Origin of the sequence: Pseudomonas siliginis (assembly GCF_024072275.1) — a bacterium.
Classification (GTDB): Bacteria; Pseudomonadota; Gammaproteobacteria; order Pseudomonadales; family Pseudomonadaceae; genus Aquipseudomonas; species Aquipseudomonas siliginis.
Genome location: NZ_CP099598.1, coordinates 5763930 through 5780494 on the forward strand (window position 1 = coordinate 5763930; position 16565 = coordinate 5780494).

At 60.8% G+C, this 16565-nt stretch carries 15 protein-coding genes; 5 read left to right on the forward strand and 10 right to left on the reverse strand.

Translation table 11 applies throughout. The features are described 5' to 3' along the window. Window positions 1-10: 10 nt before the first annotated feature. A complete protein-coding gene (locus NF676_RS26545; protein ID WP_236167765.1) occupies window positions 11-931 on the reverse strand; it encodes a LysR substrate-binding domain-containing protein in 921 nt (306 codons plus the stop codon). Between the two features lie 160 nt (window positions 932-1091). Here NF676_RS26545 and NF676_RS26550 point away from each other — a divergent pair, with 160 nt between their 5' ends. Beyond that, window positions 1092-2486 (forward strand): NorM family multidrug efflux MATE transporter, encoded by a 1395-nt coding sequence (locus tag NF676_RS26550; protein WP_236167766.1) that lies wholly within the window; start codon window positions 1092-1094, stop codon window positions 2484-2486. Window positions 2487-2614: 128 nt separating this feature from the next. Here the strand turns inward: NF676_RS26550 and NF676_RS26555 are convergent, their stop codons facing one another. After that, window positions 2615-4288, reverse strand: coding sequence for a putative bifunctional diguanylate cyclase/phosphodiesterase (locus tag NF676_RS26555; protein ID WP_041476648.1), 1674 nt, complete (start codon window positions 4286-4288; stop codon window positions 2615-2617). Between the two features lie 272 nt (window positions 4289-4560). Here NF676_RS26555 and rep point away from each other — a divergent pair, with 272 nt between their 5' ends. Then, window positions 4561-6570: a DNA helicase Rep gene (gene rep / locus NF676_RS26560; protein WP_016772574.1), complete on the forward strand. Its 2010-nt coding sequence runs from the start codon at window positions 4561-4563 to the stop codon at window positions 6568-6570. Window positions 6571-6627: 57 nt separating this feature from the next. Further along, on the forward strand, window positions 6628-7200 hold the full coding sequence (locus NF676_RS26565) for a xanthine phosphoribosyltransferase (RefSeq protein ID WP_042607125.1): 573 nt from the start codon (window positions 6628-6630) through the stop codon (window positions 7198-7200). A gap of 132 nt (window positions 7201-7332) precedes the next feature. Here NF676_RS26565 and NF676_RS26570 read toward each other — a convergent pair whose 3' ends face one another. The 6 genes from NF676_RS26570 to dadA all read right to left on the reverse strand — a co-directional run bounded on the left by NF676_RS26570 (window position 7333) and on the right by dadA (window position 13454). Next, window positions 7333-9255, reverse strand: a complete 1923-nt coding sequence (locus NF676_RS26570; RefSeq protein WP_252887004.1) for an acetyl-CoA hydrolase/transferase C-terminal domain-containing protein — start codon at window positions 9253-9255, stop codon at window positions 7333-7335. A 170-nt stretch (window positions 9256-9425) separates the two neighbouring features. Next, window positions 9426-9839, reverse strand: coding sequence for a c-type cytochrome (locus NF676_RS26575; RefSeq protein ID WP_039757383.1), 414 nt, complete (start codon window positions 9837-9839; stop codon window positions 9426-9428). A gap of 181 nt (window positions 9840-10020) precedes the next feature. Further along, on the reverse strand, window positions 10021-10569 hold the full coding sequence (locus tag NF676_RS26580; protein WP_016772566.1) for a cupin domain-containing protein: 549 nt from the start codon (window positions 10567-10569) through the stop codon (window positions 10021-10023). Between the two features lie 88 nt (window positions 10570-10657). Continuing rightward, on the reverse strand, window positions 10658-11731 hold the full coding sequence (alr, locus tag NF676_RS26585; protein ID WP_252887005.1) for an alanine racemase: 1074 nt from the start codon (window positions 11729-11731) through the stop codon (window positions 10658-10660). A gap of 93 nt (window positions 11732-11824) precedes the next feature. Next, on the reverse strand, window positions 11825-12178 hold the full coding sequence (locus NF676_RS26590; protein WP_041476645.1) for a RidA family protein: 354 nt from the start codon (window positions 12176-12178) through the stop codon (window positions 11825-11827). Next, on the reverse strand, window positions 12150-13454 hold the full coding sequence (dadA, locus tag NF676_RS26595; RefSeq protein WP_252887006.1) for a D-amino acid dehydrogenase: 1305 nt from the start codon (window positions 13452-13454) through the stop codon (window positions 12150-12152). Before dadA ends, NF676_RS26590 begins: the two co-directional genes overlap by 29 nt. 153 nt (window positions 13455-13607) lie before the next feature. Between dadA and NF676_RS26600 the strand changes: the two genes are divergently transcribed. Further along, window positions 13608-14096 carry an Lrp/AsnC ligand binding domain-containing protein gene (locus NF676_RS26600; protein ID WP_010465173.1) on the forward strand — a complete coding sequence of 163 codons (489 nt, stop codon included), beginning with the start codon at window positions 13608-13610 and terminating at the stop codon, window positions 14094-14096. 120 nt (window positions 14097-14216) lie between these two features. Here the strand turns inward: NF676_RS26600 and NF676_RS26605 are convergent, their stop codons facing one another. Next, window positions 14217-14570 carry a YkgJ family cysteine cluster protein gene (locus tag NF676_RS26605; protein WP_095181431.1) on the reverse strand — a complete coding sequence of 118 codons (354 nt, stop codon included), beginning with the start codon at window positions 14568-14570 and terminating at the stop codon, window positions 14217-14219. A 146-nt stretch (window positions 14571-14716) separates the two neighbouring features. On the opposite strand from NF676_RS26605, the gene NF676_RS26610 reads away from it, so the two are divergent. After that, complete coding sequence (locus NF676_RS26610) at window positions 14717-16027, forward strand: NAD(P)/FAD-dependent oxidoreductase (protein ID WP_252887007.1); 1311 nt, start codon at window positions 14717-14719, stop codon at window positions 16025-16027. A 120-nt stretch (window positions 16028-16147) separates the two neighbouring features. Here NF676_RS26610 and NF676_RS26615 read toward each other — a convergent pair whose 3' ends face one another. Continuing rightward, complete coding sequence (locus NF676_RS26615; RefSeq protein ID WP_252887008.1) at window positions 16148-16390, reverse strand: DUF1127 domain-containing protein; 243 nt, start codon at window positions 16388-16390, stop codon at window positions 16148-16150. Window positions 16391-16565: the final 175 nt, after the last annotated feature.

A 16565-nucleotide genomic window follows, 5' to 3' on the forward strand; every position in this document is an offset into this window, starting at 1 on the left:
CTCGAACGTTTCAGCTCAAGCGCGCCACCGCCGGCAGTTGCATGGCGCGGACTTCGCTCTGCAGAAAATCGCTGAGGCGGCGCAAACGTTCACCTCCCGGACGCGGCTTTGGCCAGACCAGGTAATAATTCAGGCCACTGGCGACGGCCGTAGGCCACGGCAGGCTCAAGCGCCCTTGCGCAACATCTTCGGCAACCATCAACAGATCCCCCATCGAAACGCCGTAGCCGCGCGCCGCCGCGATCATGCCCAGCTCCAGCGTATCGAACACTTGTCCGCCCTTGAGCGAGACCTGATCGGACAGGCCCATGCGCTCCAGCCAACTGCGCCAATCGCGGCGATCCGGGGTCGGGTGCAGCAGTTCGGCGGTCGCAAGACGCGCTACATCCCAAGGTTGGTCATTGAGCAGGTTCGGCGCGCCGACCGGAATCAATTCCTCGGGAAACAGCAGGCTCGCTTCCCAGTCCGGTGGGAAATGCCCGTCACTGAGCAACACCGCGCAATCGAACGGTTCATTGTTGAAGTCCACCGAATCAATGTCCATCCACGCGCTGGTCAATTGCACCTCATTGCCCGGCTGCAAATGGCGGAAGCGACTCAACCGCGCCAGCAGCCAACGCATGGTCAGGGTCGATGGCGCTTTCATGCGCAGGATGTCGTCCTCGGCACGCAAGGTATTGCAGGCGCGCTCAAGGGCGGCGAAGCCTTCGCGGATTCCGGGTAGCAGCAGCCGTGCCGATTCGGTCAGTTGCAGGTTGCGCCCGCTGCGATGAAACAGCCGGCAGGCGAAGTGTTCTTCAAGGGTGCGCATGTGCCGACTGACCGCGCTCTGGGTGATCGACAATTCTTCCGCCGCGCGGGTGAACGAGCTGTGTCGCGCTGCCGCTTCGAATGCGCGCAGGGCATACAACGGCGGAAGGCGTCGGGACATACAAAAAGCTCCAGTAGCGGGGATATAGCCAATTCGGCGGGTACGTTTCAGGATGAGTATTAATCATGCCACCCATCCTTTTTATCCCTTTGTGCAAAGCCTGCCAAGCGCCGAGAATCGACGCTCTTCTGCTTCCTCTGATATTTGGGTGGTGATGACCATGCAGCATCCTGTGCGTACCGAACTCTGGGCCATTCTGCGGCTGGCGGGGCCGCTGATTGCTTCGCAATTGGCGCACATGCTGATGGTGCTGACCGATACCCTGATGATGGCGCGCCTCAGTCCCGAAGCGCTGGCCGGTGGCGGCCTCGGTGCGGCGAGCTACTCGTTTGTATCGATTTTCTGCATCGGCGTGATTGCCGCAGTTGGCACATTGGTGGCGATCCGTCAGGGTGCCGGCGACATCATCGGTGCCGCGCGCCTGACCCAGGCCGGGTTGTGGCTGGCGTGGCTGATGGCCCTCGGCGCCGGGCTGCTGTTGTGGAACCTCAAACCTGTGTTGCTGCTGTTCGGCCAGACCGAAACCAACGTCAACGCCGCCGGGCAATTCCTCATCGCCCTGCCTTTCGCCCTGCCCGGTTATCTGAGCTTCATGGCGCTGCGCGGCTTTACCAGTGCAATCGGCCGGGCGACGCCAGTGATGGTCATCAGCCTCGCCGGCACGGTGGCCAACTTCCTGCTCAACTACGCGCTGATCACCGGCATGTTCGGCCTGCCGCAACTGGGTCTGACCGGCATCGGTCTGGTCACGGCGATTGTCGCCAACTGCATGGCACTGGCGCTGGCCTGGCATATCCGTCGGCATCCGGCTTATGACGCTTATCCGTTGCGCGCCGGTCTGTCGCGGCCGAACCGGCAATACCTGAAAGAACTCTGGCGCCTGGGCCTGCCGATTGGCGGCACCTATGCGGTGGAAGTCGGGCTGTTTGCCTTTGCCGCGTTGTGCATGGGCACCATGGGCAGTACGCAAATGGGTGCGCATCAGATCGCCCTGCAGATCGTGTCGGTGGCCTTCATGGTCCCGGCCGGGATGTCCTATGCCATCACCATGCGCGTCGGCCAACACTACGGCGCCGGGCAACTGGTCGATGCACGGATGTCCGGGCGTGTCGGTATCGCTTTCGGCGCCGTGGTGATGCTCGGCTTCGCCCTGGTGTTCTGGCTGTGGCCGAACCAGTTGGTCGGCCTGTTCCTGGACCATAATGACCCGGCGTTTGCCGAGGTGATCCGTCTGGCGGTGAGCCTGCTGGCAGTAGCGGCGTGGTTCGAGCTGTTCGACGGCACGCAGACGATTGCCATGGGCTGTATTCGCGGGCTCAAGGATGCCAAGACTACGTTTCTCGTGGGGCTGGCTTGCTATTGGCTGATTGGCGCACCGGCGGCGTGGTGGATGGCGTTCCACCTCAACTGGGGGCCGACGGGCGTCTGGTGGGGATTGGCGCTGGGCCTGGCGTGTGCGGCGGTGAGCCTGACGCTGGCGTTCGAATGGAAGATGAAGCGGATGATTCGGCGCGAGCCGCAAGCTCAAGGTTTCAACATCCCCCAGGCCGAATGAGGGTTTCCTTTGTGGGAGCGAGCCTGCTCGCGAAGACCGAGTGCCAGGCCCAGATCATTCAGCTGACATAACGCCTTCGCGAGCAGGCTCGCTCCCACGGGGATTTGCGCCGGCCGCAACAATTGTGATCAACCGACGATTTCCAGGGCCGGCTGCTGGTTCGATCCAGACGTCAGATATTCCACCAGCTCATCCAACGGCAACGGCCGGCTGATCAGATAACCCTGTACCTGATCGCAGCCGAACCCGCGCAACAATTCCAGTTGCTCCGGCGTTTCGACGCCCTCGGCGACCACTTCCAGATGCAGGTTGTGCGCAAGGTTGATCATCGCGTGCACCAGTTTGCGGTTCTCTTCGCGCTGTTCCATGCCGCCGACAAAACTCTTGTCGATCTTCAGCAATGTGATGGGCAGGCTGTTGAGGTGCACGAACGACGAAAACCCGGTGCCGAAATCGTCCAGCGAGAAGCGCACACCGAGGCGGCCGAGGGCGTCCATGGTCTGTTTGACCAGATCGCTGCGCCGCATTACCGCGGTTTCGGTCAGTTCGAATTCCAGCCACTGCGCCTCGACGCCGCGCTCGGCAATCAGACGGCTGAGTGTCGGCAGCAACTGGCTGTCCTGAAACTGGCGGAACGACAGGTTGATCGCCATGTGCAGCGCCGGCAGACCCTGCTCGCGCAAAGCCTGCATGTCGCGCAAGGCGCGAGAAATCACCCAGTAACCCAATGGCACGATCAGACCGCTCTGCTCGGCCAGCGGGACGAACTCGCTCGGTGGCAACAGACCGCGCTCGCCATGACGCCAGCGCACCAGCGCTTCGAGGCCGACAATCTGGCCGTCCTCAAGATTCAGGCGTGGCTGGTAATGCAGTTCCAGCTCATCGCGGCGCAACGCCCGGCGCAGTTCACTTTCGAGGTCGGCCATGCTTCGTGCGTTGCGGTTGATGCGTTCGTTGAAGATATGAAAGGTGCAGCCCTGCGTGCTCTTGGCCTGCTGCATGGCGATATGGGCGTGCCACATCAGTGGATCGGCACCGCCATTGGCGCGGGCATGGGCGATGCCAAGGCTGGAGCCGATCAGCAGGCTCTCGCCGTCGACCCAATAAGGTTCGGCCAACGCCTCAGTGATGCGTTCGGCCATCCACTCGGCGCGTTGCGGCGCGCGGCGGGTATCGATCAGCAGAGCGAATTCATCGCTGCCCAGCCGTGCCAGTTGATCGCCGGCCTCCAGCTGACTTTTCAGCCGCGCGACGACTTGCAGGATCAAGCGATCGCCGGCCTGATGCCCGAGGGCGTCGTTGGCATGGCGAAAATTGTCGAGATCAAGATGGCCGAGGGCGAGACCGCGCCCGTCGCCCTCGGCAAGACGCGCAGTAAGCAGGGTCTGAAAGCCCTGGCGATTGGCGATGCCAGTCAGCGGGTCCTGTTCGGCGAGGCGCTGAAGAGTGTTTTCCAGCACGCCGCGTTCGCGCACATGGCGCAGGCAACGCTGGAGCATGCCGGCGTCGAGGGCGTCGAATACCAGCCAGTCGCTGACACCGACCGGCGCGGTGGCCGGTTCGTGCTCCAGCAGCAGAACGGTCGGCAGGCTGCAACGCCCGGGCGCCGGTTGCAACGCTGGCAGGGTCAGCAGTACCGCGTGGCGGTTGTCTTCGAACAGGCGGCTGACCGAATCCCAGTTCGGCGCGCTGATCAGCACCGCCGCGCTCCCCATCGGAGCCAGACACTCACGCAACAACGCTGTCCACGCTGGCTCTTCGGCCAGTAGCAGCAAACGCAAGGGTTCGACAGGCGTAGACAAGCTGACTCCCTAGACTCTGCAATGATGTAGGCGGGGCATTATGCCGGTGTGCTGAACAATGACCAATGCGTTGTCTGATGACAACGGCATCGAAACGTTATTTTGTGTCACGAATGAGAACATTAGCCGCAAAATCCCCGCGTATCCTGCGTGAAAGTAACAAAACCGGCAAATTTGAATCGCGTGTTGCGTCACAAGTCGGACAGAGCAGCACAAATCGCTGAGCCTGTTAAAATGCCGGCCCATTTCGTCAACGACTCCCGAATTTTCGTATGTCCCGACTCAATCCCCGGCAGCAAGAAGCCGTGAACTACGTCGGCGGCCCTCTATTGGTGCTCGCCGGTGCTGGCTCCGGCAAGACCAGCGTGATCACGCGCAAGATCGCGCACCTGATCCAGAACTGCGGCATCCGCGCCCAGTACATCGTCGCCATGACCTTTACCAACAAGGCCGCGCGCGAAATGAAAGAGCGGGTCGGCACCCTGTTGCGTGCCGGCGAAGGGCGTGGCCTGACCGTCTGCACCTTCCACAACCTGGGCCTGAACATCATCCGCAAGGAGCATGCGCGGCTGGGCTACAAACCCGGTTTCTCGATCTTCGACGAGACCGACGTCAAAGCCCTGATGACCGACATCATGCAGAAGGAATACGCGGGCGACGACGGCGTCGACGAGATCAAGAACATGATCGGCGCCTGGAAAAACGACCTGATCCTGCCCGCCCAGGCCCTGGAAAACGCGCGCAATCCCAAGGAACAGACCGCCGCGATCGTCTACACCCACTACCAGCGCACGCTCAAGGCGTTCAACGCGGTGGACTTCGATGACCTGATCCTGCTGCCAGTAAAGCTCTTCGAAGAACACGCCGACATTCTCGAAAAGTGGCAGAACAAGGTCCGTTACCTGCTCGTCGACGAATACCAGGACACCAACGCCAGTCAGTATCTGTTGGTGAAGATGCTCATCGGCAAGCGCAACCAGTTCACCGTGGTGGGCGACGATGACCAGTCGATCTATGCCTGGCGTGGCGCGCGCCCGGAAAACCTGATGCTGCTCAAGGACGACTACCCGTCCTTGAAAGTGGTCATGCTCGAGCAGAACTACCGCTCCACCAGCCGCATCCTGCGCTGCGCCAACGTGCTGATCTCGAACAATCCGCACGAATTCGAAAAACAGTTGTGGAGCGAGATGGGCCACGGCGACGAGATCCGCGTGATCCGCTGCCGCAACGAGGACGCCGAAGCCGAGCGCGTGGCCATGGAAATCCTCAGCCTGCACTTGCGCACCGACCGCCCTTACAGCGATTTCGCGATTCTCTATCGCGGTAACTACCAGGCCAAGCTGATCGAATTGAAGCTGCAGCACCACCAAGTGCCGTATCGCCTGAGCGGCGGCAACAGCTTCTTCGGTCGTCAGGAAGTGAAGGACCTGATGGCCTACTTCCGCCTGATCGTCAATCCGGATGACGACAACGCCTTCCTGCGCGTGATCAACGTGCCGCGTCGCGAGATCGGCTCGACCACCCTGGAAAAGCTCGGCAACTACGCCACCGAACGCAAGATCTCGATGTACGCCGCCACCGACGAAATTGGCCTGGGCGAACATCTCGACAGCCGCTTTACTGATCGCCTGGCGCGCTTCAAGCGCTTCATGGACAAGGTCCGCGAGCAGTGCGCCGGCGAAGATCCGATTTCGGCGCTGCGCAGCATGGTCATGGACATCGACTACGAGAACTGGCTGCGCACCAACAGCTCCAGCGACAAGGCGGCGGACTACCGCATGGGCAACGTCTGGTTCCTGATCGAGGCGTTGAAAAACACCCTCGAGAAAGACGAAGACGGCGAAATGACCGTCGAAGACGCCATCGGCAAACTGGTGCTGCGTGACATGCTCGAGCGCCAGCAGGAAGAAGAGGACGGTGCCGAAGGTGTGCAGATGATGACGCTGCATGCGTCCAAAGGGCTGGAATTTCCCTACGTGTTCATCATGGGCATGGAAGAGGAAATCCTCCCGCATCGTTCCAGCATCGAAGCCGACACCATCGAAGAAGAGCGTCGCCTGGCCTACGTGGGCATCACCCGCGCCCGCCAGACCCTGGCCTTCACCTTCGCAGCCAAGCGCAAGCAGTACGGCGAAATCATCGACTGCGCGCCGAGCCGCTTCCTCGATGAACTGCCGCCGGACGATCTGGCCTGGGAAGGCAACGACGACACCCCGACTGAAGTCAAAGCCGTGCGTGGCAATAGCGCATTGGCCGATATACGCGCGATGTTAAAGCGCTAGAATCGACTACTTTTTAATCTACCTTCGGCGCCCATCGCGCCAACAGAGGAAGCTGTTGTGGAAGCACTGCACAAAAAAATCCGCGAAGAAGGCATCGTGCTTTCCGATCAGGTCCTGAAAGTCGACGCTTTTCTGAACCACCAGATCGACCCGGCCCTGATGAAGCTGATCGGTGACGAATTCGCCGCGCTCTTCAAGGATTCCGGGATCACCAAGATCGTCACCATCGAAGCTTCGGGCATCGCCCCGGCGATCATGACCGGTCTGAACCTCGGCGTGCCGGTGATCTTCGCCCGCAAGCAACAGTCGCTGACCCTGACTGAAAACCTGCTCTCGGCGACCGTCTACTCGTTCACCAAGAAGACCGAAAGCACCGTGGCCATTTCCCCGCGCCACCTGACCAGCAGCGACCGCGTGCTGATCATCGACGACTTCCTGGCCAACGGTAAGGCCTCGCAAGCGCTGATCTCGATCATCAAACAGGCCGGCGCCACCGTTGCCGGTCTGGGCATCGTCATCGAGAAGTCGTTCCAGGGCGGCCGCGCCGAACTGGACTCGCAGGGCTACCGCGTCGAGTCGCTGGCCCGGGTGAAATCGCTGAAGGATGGCGTCGTTACCTTCATCGAGTAACCAGCGGCACCGAGTTTCCCCTGTGGGAGCGAGCCTGCTCGCGAATGCATTGTGTCAGTCACCCTGTTGAGTGAATGACACACCGCTTTCGCGAGCAGGCTCGCTCCCACAGTGGGTTCTGGGGGTAGTCAGTTATTGCGCGGTAGCTTTGAGGCCTGTGAGCAGCAGGCGTTGGAAAAGGTCCTCTTTCAGGCCCTCCGGATTCGTCAGTTGCATCCGTTCAAGATGTTCCGGGAACGTTGAGGCCTCCGGCGCATCCAGCGCTGCCTTGCCCAATTCCAGAATCTCAGTCAGCTTGAACTTGCTCTTCAGCCAGTTCAGCGCCCGCAGCAGATCACGTTCGATCGCGGTGAAATCACAGCCCAGCGGATACTCCGGAAACAGGTTCGGGTGCCGCGCGGCAATCGCCTGCAAGCGTTGCGGTGTGTTATCGGCAAACCGTGGATCGATACGGAAATCCTTTGGCAGCTTGCCGACTTTCTGCGCCTGCTCGATCAGCCCCGGCTGGAAGCGAGAATCGCTGATGTTGAGCAGCGCTTCGATCACCGCTGCGTCGGATTTTCCGCGCAGGTCGGCGATGCCGTACTCGGTGACGACGATGTCACGCAGGTGCCGCGGGATCGTGCAGTGGCCGTAGTCCCAGACGATATTGGAACTGACCTCGCCGCCCGATTCGCGCCAGCTGCGCAGGATCAACATCGATCGCGCGCCTTCCAGCGCATGGCCCTGAGCAACAAAGTTGTACTGGCCGCCGACACCGCTGAGCACGCGTCCATCTGCCAATTGATCAGCCACCCCGGCGCCGAGCAGAGTCATGGTGAACACGGTGTTGATGAAGCGCGCATCGATGCGCTGCAAGCGCTTGAGCTCTTCCTGGCCGTACAGTTCGTTGATGTAGCTGATGCGGGTCATGTTGAATTCAAGCAGCCTGCTTTGCGGCAACTCGCGCAGACGTTCATAAAAGCTGCGCGGGCCGAGGAAGAAGCCGCCGTGGACGCAGATACCGTCAGGCTGTGCCGCTTCATCGAGGGTGCCAGCGTTGGCCTGCTCCTGGGTCGGCACATCCGGATAGACCTTGCGCCGGATGATCCCGGCATCCGCCAAAACCAGCAGCCCGTTGACGAACATCTCGCTGCAACCGTAAAGGCCTTTGGCAAATGGCGTGGTGCCGCCCTCGCGCTGGATCAATTGCGCCCATTGACTGAGGTTGATGTCATCGAGCAACGCCTGATAACCGGCGTTATCGGCCTGACGGGCAAGTAGCGCAGCAGTCAACGCATCCCCCATCGAGCCGATACCAATTTGCAATGTGCCGCCATCGCGCACCAGCGTACTGGCGTGCAAGCCAATGAAATGATCCTGAAAGCCCACCGGCATGTTCGGCGTGGAAAACAGCGTGCTGCTGTCCTTCTCGTCGATCAGCAGATCAAACGTGTCGATGTCGACTTCCGCATCGCCGGGCATGTACGGCAGATCCGTATGCACCTGGCCGACCAGCACAATGGTCTCCCCCGCCTCGCGGCGCTTGGCGATCATCGGCAACAGGTCGAGGGTGATGTCCGGGTTGCAGCTCAGGCTCAGACGATCGGGATGCTCACTGTTGCTGGCCAGCAGTTGCGCCACAAGGTTCAGGCCCGCCGCATTGATGTCGCGGGCAGCATGGCTGTAATTGCTGCTGACGTAATCCTGCTGCGCCGGCGCGCTGTTGAGCAGACTGCCCGGCTGCATGAAAAACTGCTGGATACGGATGTTGGCGGGCAGACTGTCGCGCTGCAGATCGGCGAGAAAATCAAACTCCGGATAATCACCAAACACCCGCTCTACAAAGGGCTCGATAAAGCGCTTCTGCAAGCCATCGCCCAGATTCGGCCGACCGAGGCACAGCGCGGTATAGATCGTCAGCTGCCGCTCGGGCAGCTCCTTGATGCGCCGGTATAGCGCGTTAACGAAGTGATTCGGCTTGCCCAACCCCAGCGGCAGGCCCATGTGGATGTGCGCAGGCAAACGCGCCAGCACATCGTCCACCGCCTGTTCGATCGAACACAACTGCACCATCTGAAGCCTCCCGCCCGTTCTGTTGATAGGGGTAGACCGAGATTGCCTTGAGTTTGCTGCAAAGGACAGTGTTTGGTTTGGAGGGATCAGGGCCTGAATGAATCGGAAACCAGAAACCACAGACACAAAAAAACCGTCCGAAGACGGTTTTTTTTCAAAGCCGGCGCTGATTACAGACCGGACATCTCTTTGATCGCGCCCTTGAGCTCTTCATCGGAGCAATCGGCGCAGGTGCCTTTTGGCGGCATGGCGTTGATGCCGGTGATGGCCTTGGCGAGGATGCCGTCCAGACCACCCTGATGATCGGCCCGTTCCTTCCAGGCTGCCTTGTCGCCGATCTTCGGCGCGCCGAGCAGGCCCGTGCCGTGACAAGCGTTGCAGTGCTTGGCGATCACGTCTTTAGGGGCCTTTGCTCCCCCGCCACCGCCAGCGGTAGCAGCCACTTCCATACCCTTGCATTCCTGTCCTTGAACACACACCTGGCCGACGGGCTCGAGGCGCTTGGCGATGTCGTCATTTGTCGCAGCTTGAGCGCTGACAGCCCAGAGGGCCAGTACGGTTGCTGGTGCAGCCAGCATTTTCATAATTAGGTTCACGCGTTCACCCTCAATGGTGGCTATTCACGCCTGCGGCCACGGTTCGCAGGCGGGCGCAAGTATAGCGGGTAGGCCGCTGTACTGAAACAACCCCATGGTTAGAGGGGTCTTGTTGCCCATCGGTAAAACGGTTCTGGGGCCTTTGCCGTATTGGCTTGGCGCCTTCTGCTTAGAAATTCGCCGGCGTGGCTGCGCTGATTAGTCGCGCCGGCACGTCGAACGGGTTACGGAAACGATGCGGCTTGGTACTTTCAAAATAGTAGCTGTCGCCGGCTTCGAGGATAAAAGTTTCCAGACCCACCACCAGTTCGAGGCGGCCTTCGACCAGAATTCCGGTTTCCTCGCCCTCGTGGGTGAGCATTTCTTCGCCAGTGTCGGCGCCCGGCGGATAGATTTCGTTGAGGAAGGCGATGGCGCGGCTCGGGTGGGCGCGGCCGACCAGTTTCATGGTCACGGCGCCGTCGGAGATGTCGATCAGCTCATTGGCCTTGTAGACGATCTGGGTCGGCTGGTCCTGCAGGATCTCTTCGGAAAAGAACTCGACCATCGACATGGGAATGCCGCCGAGCACCTTTCTCAGCGAACTGATCGATGGGCTGACGCTGTTCTTTTCGATCATCGAAATGGTGCTGTTGGTGACGCCCGCGCGTTTGGCGAGTTCACGCTGGGAAAGCCCTTTGAGCTTGCGGATCGATTGCAGTCGTTCACCGACGTCCAAGGCGGGAGCCTCCTGATGTTGTAAGAATATTGAGCGTTATCATGGCGACAGCGTTCAGTATTTACAACACTTGGCCCCCGCAGCGGCGTCAACCCTCGGAATAGAGCCTTGGCACACGTTTCAGGTTGCAGAAGATCTGATACGGGATGGTATCGGCCCACTTCGCCACATCGCTGGCGAGGATGTTTTTGCCCCACAGTTCGACGTTGGAACCGAGGCCCGCTTCCGGTATGTCGGTCAGGTCGATGCAGAGCATGTCCATCGACACACGCCCCAGCAGGCGGCTGAGTTTGCCGGCCACCAGCACCGGCGTGCCGGTCGGCGCCTGACGCGGGTAACCGTCGGCGTAGCCCATGGCGACCACGCCGATGCGCATCGGCTTGTCGGTGATGAATCTGGCGCCATAGCCGATCGGCTCGCCGGCCGGCAATTCACGCACGCTGATGACTTTCGATTCGAGGGTCATCACCGGTTGCAGGCGTTCGGCCACTGCGTTGGCTTCTTCGAACGGGGTCGCGCCGTAGAGCATGATGCCCGGGCGTACCCAGTCGCTTTGAATTTCTGGCCAACCGAGCACGGCTGGCGAGTTGCGCAGGCTGACTTCCGCCGCCAGACCCTGACGCGCCGCTTCGAACACCGCGACCTGCTCGGTGCTGCTTTGCGCATGCAGTTCATCAGCGCGGGCGAAGTGGCTCATCAGCACGATTTTCGCCACTTTGCCGCTGGCCAGCAGACGCTGGTACGCCGCTGGATAATCTTTCGGATGCAGGCCGACGCGATGCATGCCGGAATCGAGCTTGAGCCACACCGTGATCGGTTTGCTCAGCACCGCCTGCTCGATCGCTTCGAGCTGCCACAGCGAATGCACCACGCACCAGAAATCATGCTCGACGATCAACGCCAGCTCGTCAGCTTCGAAGAAGCCTTCCAGCAGCAATACCGGTGCGCGAATCCCGGCGGAACGCAGCTCCAGTGCTTCTTCAATGCAGGCCACCGCAAACCCGTCAGCCTCGGCTTCCAGCGCCTGGGCGCAAAGCACCGCGCCATGGCCGTAGGCGTCCGCCTTGATCACGGCGAGCGCCTTGGCGCCGGTGACTTCGCGGGCAATTCGGTAGTTGTGGCGCAGGGCTTGAAGGTCGATCAGGGCACGGGCAGGACGCATGGCGGCAGACTTCTGGGCGGTCATGGGAAGAAAAACCGGCGCTGACTGACGACGCGAACCGTCAACAGCACCGGGAGAGGGATCTGTAAAACGTTATGGCAGCGCGGCGACGATGGATATCTCCACCAGAATGCTTGGCTTGGCCATCTTCGCTTCGACGGTGGCACGGGCCGGTGCGGCGCCTTTTGGCAGCCACTGGTCCCACACCGCGTTCATCCCGGCGAAGTGCGCTTCAATGTCGTTCAGGTAGATCGTCGCCGACAACAGATGCTGCTTGTCCGTCCCGGCCAGATCGAGCAGGCGCTCGATATTGGCGAGCACCTCGCGGGTCTGCTGTTCAATTCCGGCGTCAAAGTCGTCGCCGACCTGCCCGGCCAGATACACGGTGCCGTTGTGGCTGACGATCTGACTCATGCGCTCATTGGTGAGCTGGCGCTGGATTGACATGTTTTGCGGACTCCTGGGTCTGGTTGCCGTAACGGGAAATATCGAGGCCTTCGGCGCTGATCTGCGGCTTTTTCTTCGCCATCAGGTCGGCGAGCAAACGGCCGGAACCGCAGGCCATGGTCCAGCCGAGCGTACCGTGACCAGTGTTGAGGAACAGATTCTTGAACGGCGTGGCGCCAATGATCGGCGTACCGTCCGGCGTGGTCGGACGCAGGCCGGTCCAGAAACTCGCCTCGGCCAGATTGCCGCCCTGAGGATAAAGGTCGTTGACGATCATCTCCAGGGTTTCGCGCCGACGCGGGTTAAGCGACAGGTCAAAACCGGCAATCTCGGCCATACCGCCGACGCGGATGCGGTTGTCGAAGCGGGTGATCGCGACCTTGTAGGTCTCGTCGAGAATGGTCGACGTTGGCGCCATGTCCGGGTTGGTGATCGGCACGGTCAGCGAGTAGCCCTTGAGCGGATACACCGGGGCCTTGATGCCCAACGGCTTGAGCAGTTGCGGCGAGTAGCTGCCGAGCGCCAGCACGTAGCGGTCAGCGGTTTCCAGCTTGCCGTCAATCCACACGCCGTTGATTCGATCACCGGCGTAGTCGAGTTTCTGGATGTCCTGGCCAAAACGGAATTCCACGCCGAGCTTGCGCGCCATTTCGGCGAGACGGGTGGTGAACATCTGGCAGTCGCCGGTCTGGTCATTGGGCAGACGCAGCGCGCCAGCGAGAATGTCAGTCACGCCTGCCAGAGCCGGTTCGACGCGGGCAATGCCGGCGCGGTCGAGGACTTCAAAGGGCACGCCGGATTCTTTCAACACGGCGATGTCTTTGGCGGCGTTATCCAGTTGCGCCTGAGTACGGAACAACTGCGTGGTGCCGAGGCTGCGGCCTTCGTAGGCGATACCGGTTTCGGCGCGCAATTCATCGAGGCAGTCGCGGCTGTACTCGGACAGACGCACCATGCGCTCCTTGTTCACCGCGTAACGGCTGGCGGTGCAGTTGCGCAGCATTTGCGCCATCCACAGGTATTGGTCGATGTCGGCAGTGGCTTTGATCGCCAGCGGCGCGTGGCGTTGCAGCAGCCACTTGATCGCTTTGAGCGGTACGCCCGGCGCAGCCCACGGCGAGGCGTAACCCGGCGAGACCTGGCCGGCGTTGGCGAAACTGGTCTCCATGGCCGCAGCAGGCTGCCGGTCGACCACCACCACTTCAAACCCGGCACGGGCCAGATAGTAAGCACTGGCGGTACCGATGACGCCGCTACCCAAGACCATGACGCGCATTTTCAATCCCTCATCGCGGCTTTTCGCCGAACTGTTTGTTAGAGCAATGATGGGCGCAGTGTAAAAAAGAAATGCCAGTGCTTTTCACTATATAAGCGCCTATATTTGGCGACAATTCTCGGCAAAAACCCTTTTCACGGAGGCGCATCCCCTATGCGTACCAACACTCAGACCAAACGTGAGCTGGACAAGATCGACCGCAACATCCTGCGCATCCTCCAGGCGGACGGGCGGATTTCCTTTACCGAACTCGGGGAAAAGGTCGGTCTCTCGACCACGCCCTGCACCGAGCGCGTGCGGCGCCTGGAGCGCGAGGGGATCATCATGGGCTACAACGCCCGGCTCAATCCGCAGCACTTGAAGGGTAGCTTGCTGGTGTTTGTCGAGATCAGCCTCGACTACAAATCCGGCGACACATTCGAAGAATTCAGACGCGCGGTGCTGAAGCTGCCGCATGTGCTGGAGTGTCATTTGGTGTCAGGGGATTTCGATTATCTGGTGAAAGCGCGGATTTCCGAGATGGCCTCGTACCGCAAACTGCTCGGCGACATTCTGTTGAAGCTGCCACATGTGCGTGAATCGAAGAGCTATATCGTCATGGAAGAGGTGAAAGAGAGCCTTTGCCTGCCGATTCCGGACTGATCACCGCAATGATCGTTCCCACGCTCTGCGTGGGAATGCAGCCCGGGACGCTCTGCGTCCCAAAGGCCGAACGCGGAGCGTCCGAAGAGGCGTTCCCACGCAGAGCGTGGGAACGATCACTTAAACCAACACCTGCCGATTCGCCGCCATGTACTCGAAAATCTGCTTCTCGACCCGTGGATGTATCAACTCCACCGGCCGCCGCTCGTTCGGGCACGGCAGGGTCTTGGTCGTACCAAACAATCGACAGATCAGCGGCCGCTCTTCATACACCGTGCAGCCATTCGGCCCCAGGTGCACACAGTTGAGTTCTTCCAGCGCGGCATCCTGCTCGGCGCGGGATTTGCGCGGCAGCCTGGCCATTTCCTCGGGCGACGTGGTCACCGGGCCGCAGCAGTCGTGGCAGCCCGGCACGCAGTCGAACGTGGGGATCTGCTGACGCAAGTTGCGGATTTTCTGGCTGTTGCAGCTCATCGAAACGTTGACCAAAGTGGCGGGCTGATGATTGTGCCGCAAAAGTCCGGATCCAGACACCGCAGGCCGACCGATGTTGCCCACGTTCGGGCGCGCGGCTTATGCTCCGTCAAATTTTCTCGACACTCAGCCGTTGGATGATGCCCATGACCGCCCGCGCCCCGACCACCGCGAGCCAACCCCACGTTGCCTCTTATTACGCCGCCAGCAGCCTGCCGCAGCCTGACCATCCCGTGCTGCAAGGCGAGGTGGTGGCGGATGTCTGCGTGGTCGGCGGTGGCTTTTCCGGGTTGAACACGGCGCTGGAACTGGCCGAACGCGGTTTCAGCGTAGTGTTGCTGGAAGCGCACCGGATCGGCTGGGGCGCCAGCGGTCGCAACGGCGGGCAGTTGATTCGCGGTGTCGGTCACGGCCTTGATCAGTTCGCCAATGTCATCGGTGCCGAGGGCGTGCGCGAAATGAAACTCATGGGCCTGGAAGCGGTGGAGATTGTCCGCCAGCGCGTCGAGCGTTTCGGCATTGCCTGCGATCTGACCTGGGGCTACTGCGACCTCGCCAACAAACCTTCCGATCTCGACGGTTTCGCCGAAGATGCCGAAGAACTCCGCAGCCTGGGTTATCGCTACGAAACCCGTCTGTTGCAGGCCAGTGAAATGCACACTGTGGTCGGCTCCAAACGCTATGTCGGCGGCTTGATCGACATGGGCTCCGGGCATCTGCACCCGCTGAATCTGGCGCTGGGCGAAGCGGCAGCGGCGCAGCAACTGGGCGTGCAGTTGTTCGAGCAATCGGCAGTGACGCGCATCGATTACGGCCCCGAAGCTAAGGTGCACACGGCGCAGGGCTCGGTGCGGGCGAAGACTCTGGTGTTGGGCTGCAATGCCTATCTCCATGACCTCAACCCGCAACTGAGCGGCAAGGTCCTGCCCGCCGGCAGCTACATCATCGCCACCGAACCGTTGAGCGCAGAGCAGGCGCACAACCTGCTGCCGCAGAACATGGCGGTCTGCGATCAGCGGGTGGCGCTGGATTACTACCGGCTCTCGGCGGATCGACGCTTGTTGTTTGGCGGCGCATGTCATTACTCGGGACGCGATCCGAAAGACATCGGCGCCTATATGCAACCGAAGATGCTTGAAGTGTTCCCGCAACTGGCCGGGGTGAAAATCGATTATCAGTGGGGCGGGATGATCGGCATCGGTGCCAACCGCTTGCCGCAGATTGGCCGGCTCGCCGACCAGCCGAACGTGTATTTCGCCCAGGCTTATTCGGGCCACGGAGTGAATGCCACACACCTGGCCGGCAAGCTGCTTGCCGAAGCAATCAGCGGGCAGCACGGCGGCGGCTTTGATCTGTTCGCCAAGGTGCCGCACATCACCTTCCCGGGCGGCAAGCATTTGCGCTCGCCGTTGTTGGCGTTGGGGATGTTGTGGCATCGGCTGAAAGAGTTGGTCTGACGAATCAGGATCGTTCCCACGCTCCGCGTGGGAATGCATCCAGTGACGCTCTGCGTCACAGCGGACGCAGAGCGTCCGGGGCGGCGTTCCCACGCTCTGCGTGGGAACGATCTGTGGTATTCATATCCGCCAAAACGGCTTCAACCCCTCCTCCCTTGCCTGCTCCCGCGTCAACCCGACATCCTTGAGCTGCTCCGTTGTCAGGCCGAGCAACGCCTTACGCGTGTGCAGACGATGCCAGAACAGCTCCCAGCGACTGAGGCCGGACGGCGCATTACGCAGCAGATTGCGCGCGTTGTCCTTTTGCCCTGCCGCCAGTTCCTGACTGTGTAACGTCAGCCGCACATCGCTCAAGCCGTTCATTTTCGTTGCTCCTGTTTACTTGGGTAGCCAGAGATTCCATGATGCGCGGGCGAGCAAAACCATTACAGACTCAAAGAACCAGTATTAAATCCATACAGATTTGCCGATTCGCCGACTGAATGATTGATTTTTGCCGCATCTGTACTGGTTTTCACCAAGACGCACCGAGGCCACC

Coding starts and splice junctions, on each gene's coding strand:
- NF676_RS26605 (WP_095181431.1), bottom strand. CDS start 14,570: ATGAGCTGCAACAGCCAGAAAATCCGCAACTTGCGTCAGCAGATCCCC.
- rep (WP_016772574.1), top strand. CDS start 4,561: ATGTCCCGACTCAATCCCCGGCAGCAAGAAGCCGTGAACTACGTCGGC.
- alr (WP_252887005.1), bottom strand. CDS start 11,731: ATGCGTCCTGCCCGTGCCCTGATCGACCTTCAAGCCCTGCGCCACAAC.
- NF676_RS26575 (WP_039757383.1), bottom strand. CDS start 9,839: ATGAAAATGCTGGCTGCACCAGCAACCGTACTGGCCCTCTGGGCTGTC.
- NF676_RS26590 (WP_041476645.1), bottom strand. CDS start 12,178: ATGTCAATCCAGCGCCAGCTCACCAATGAGCGCATGAGTCAGATCGTC.
- NF676_RS26615 (WP_252887008.1), bottom strand. CDS start 16,390: ATGAACGGCTTGAGCGATGTGCGGCTGACGTTACACAGTCAGGAACTG.
- NF676_RS26550 (WP_236167766.1), top strand. CDS start 1,092: ATGCAGCATCCTGTGCGTACCGAACTCTGGGCCATTCTGCGGCTGGCG.
- NF676_RS26570 (WP_252887004.1), bottom strand. CDS start 9,255: ATGGTGCAGTTGTGTTCGATCGAACAGGCGGTGGACGATGTGCTGGCG.
- NF676_RS26610 (WP_252887007.1), top strand. CDS start 14,717: ATGACCGCCCGCGCCCCGACCACCGCGAGCCAACCCCACGTTGCCTCT.
- NF676_RS26600 (WP_010465173.1), top strand. CDS start 13,608: ATGCGTACCAACACTCAGACCAAACGTGAGCTGGACAAGATCGACCGC.
- dadA (WP_252887006.1), bottom strand. CDS start 13,454: ATGCGCGTCATGGTCTTGGGTAGCGGCGTCATCGGTACCGCCAGTGCT.
- NF676_RS26545 (WP_236167765.1), bottom strand. CDS start 931: ATGTCCCGACGCCTTCCGCCGTTGTATGCCCTGCGCGCATTCGAAGCG.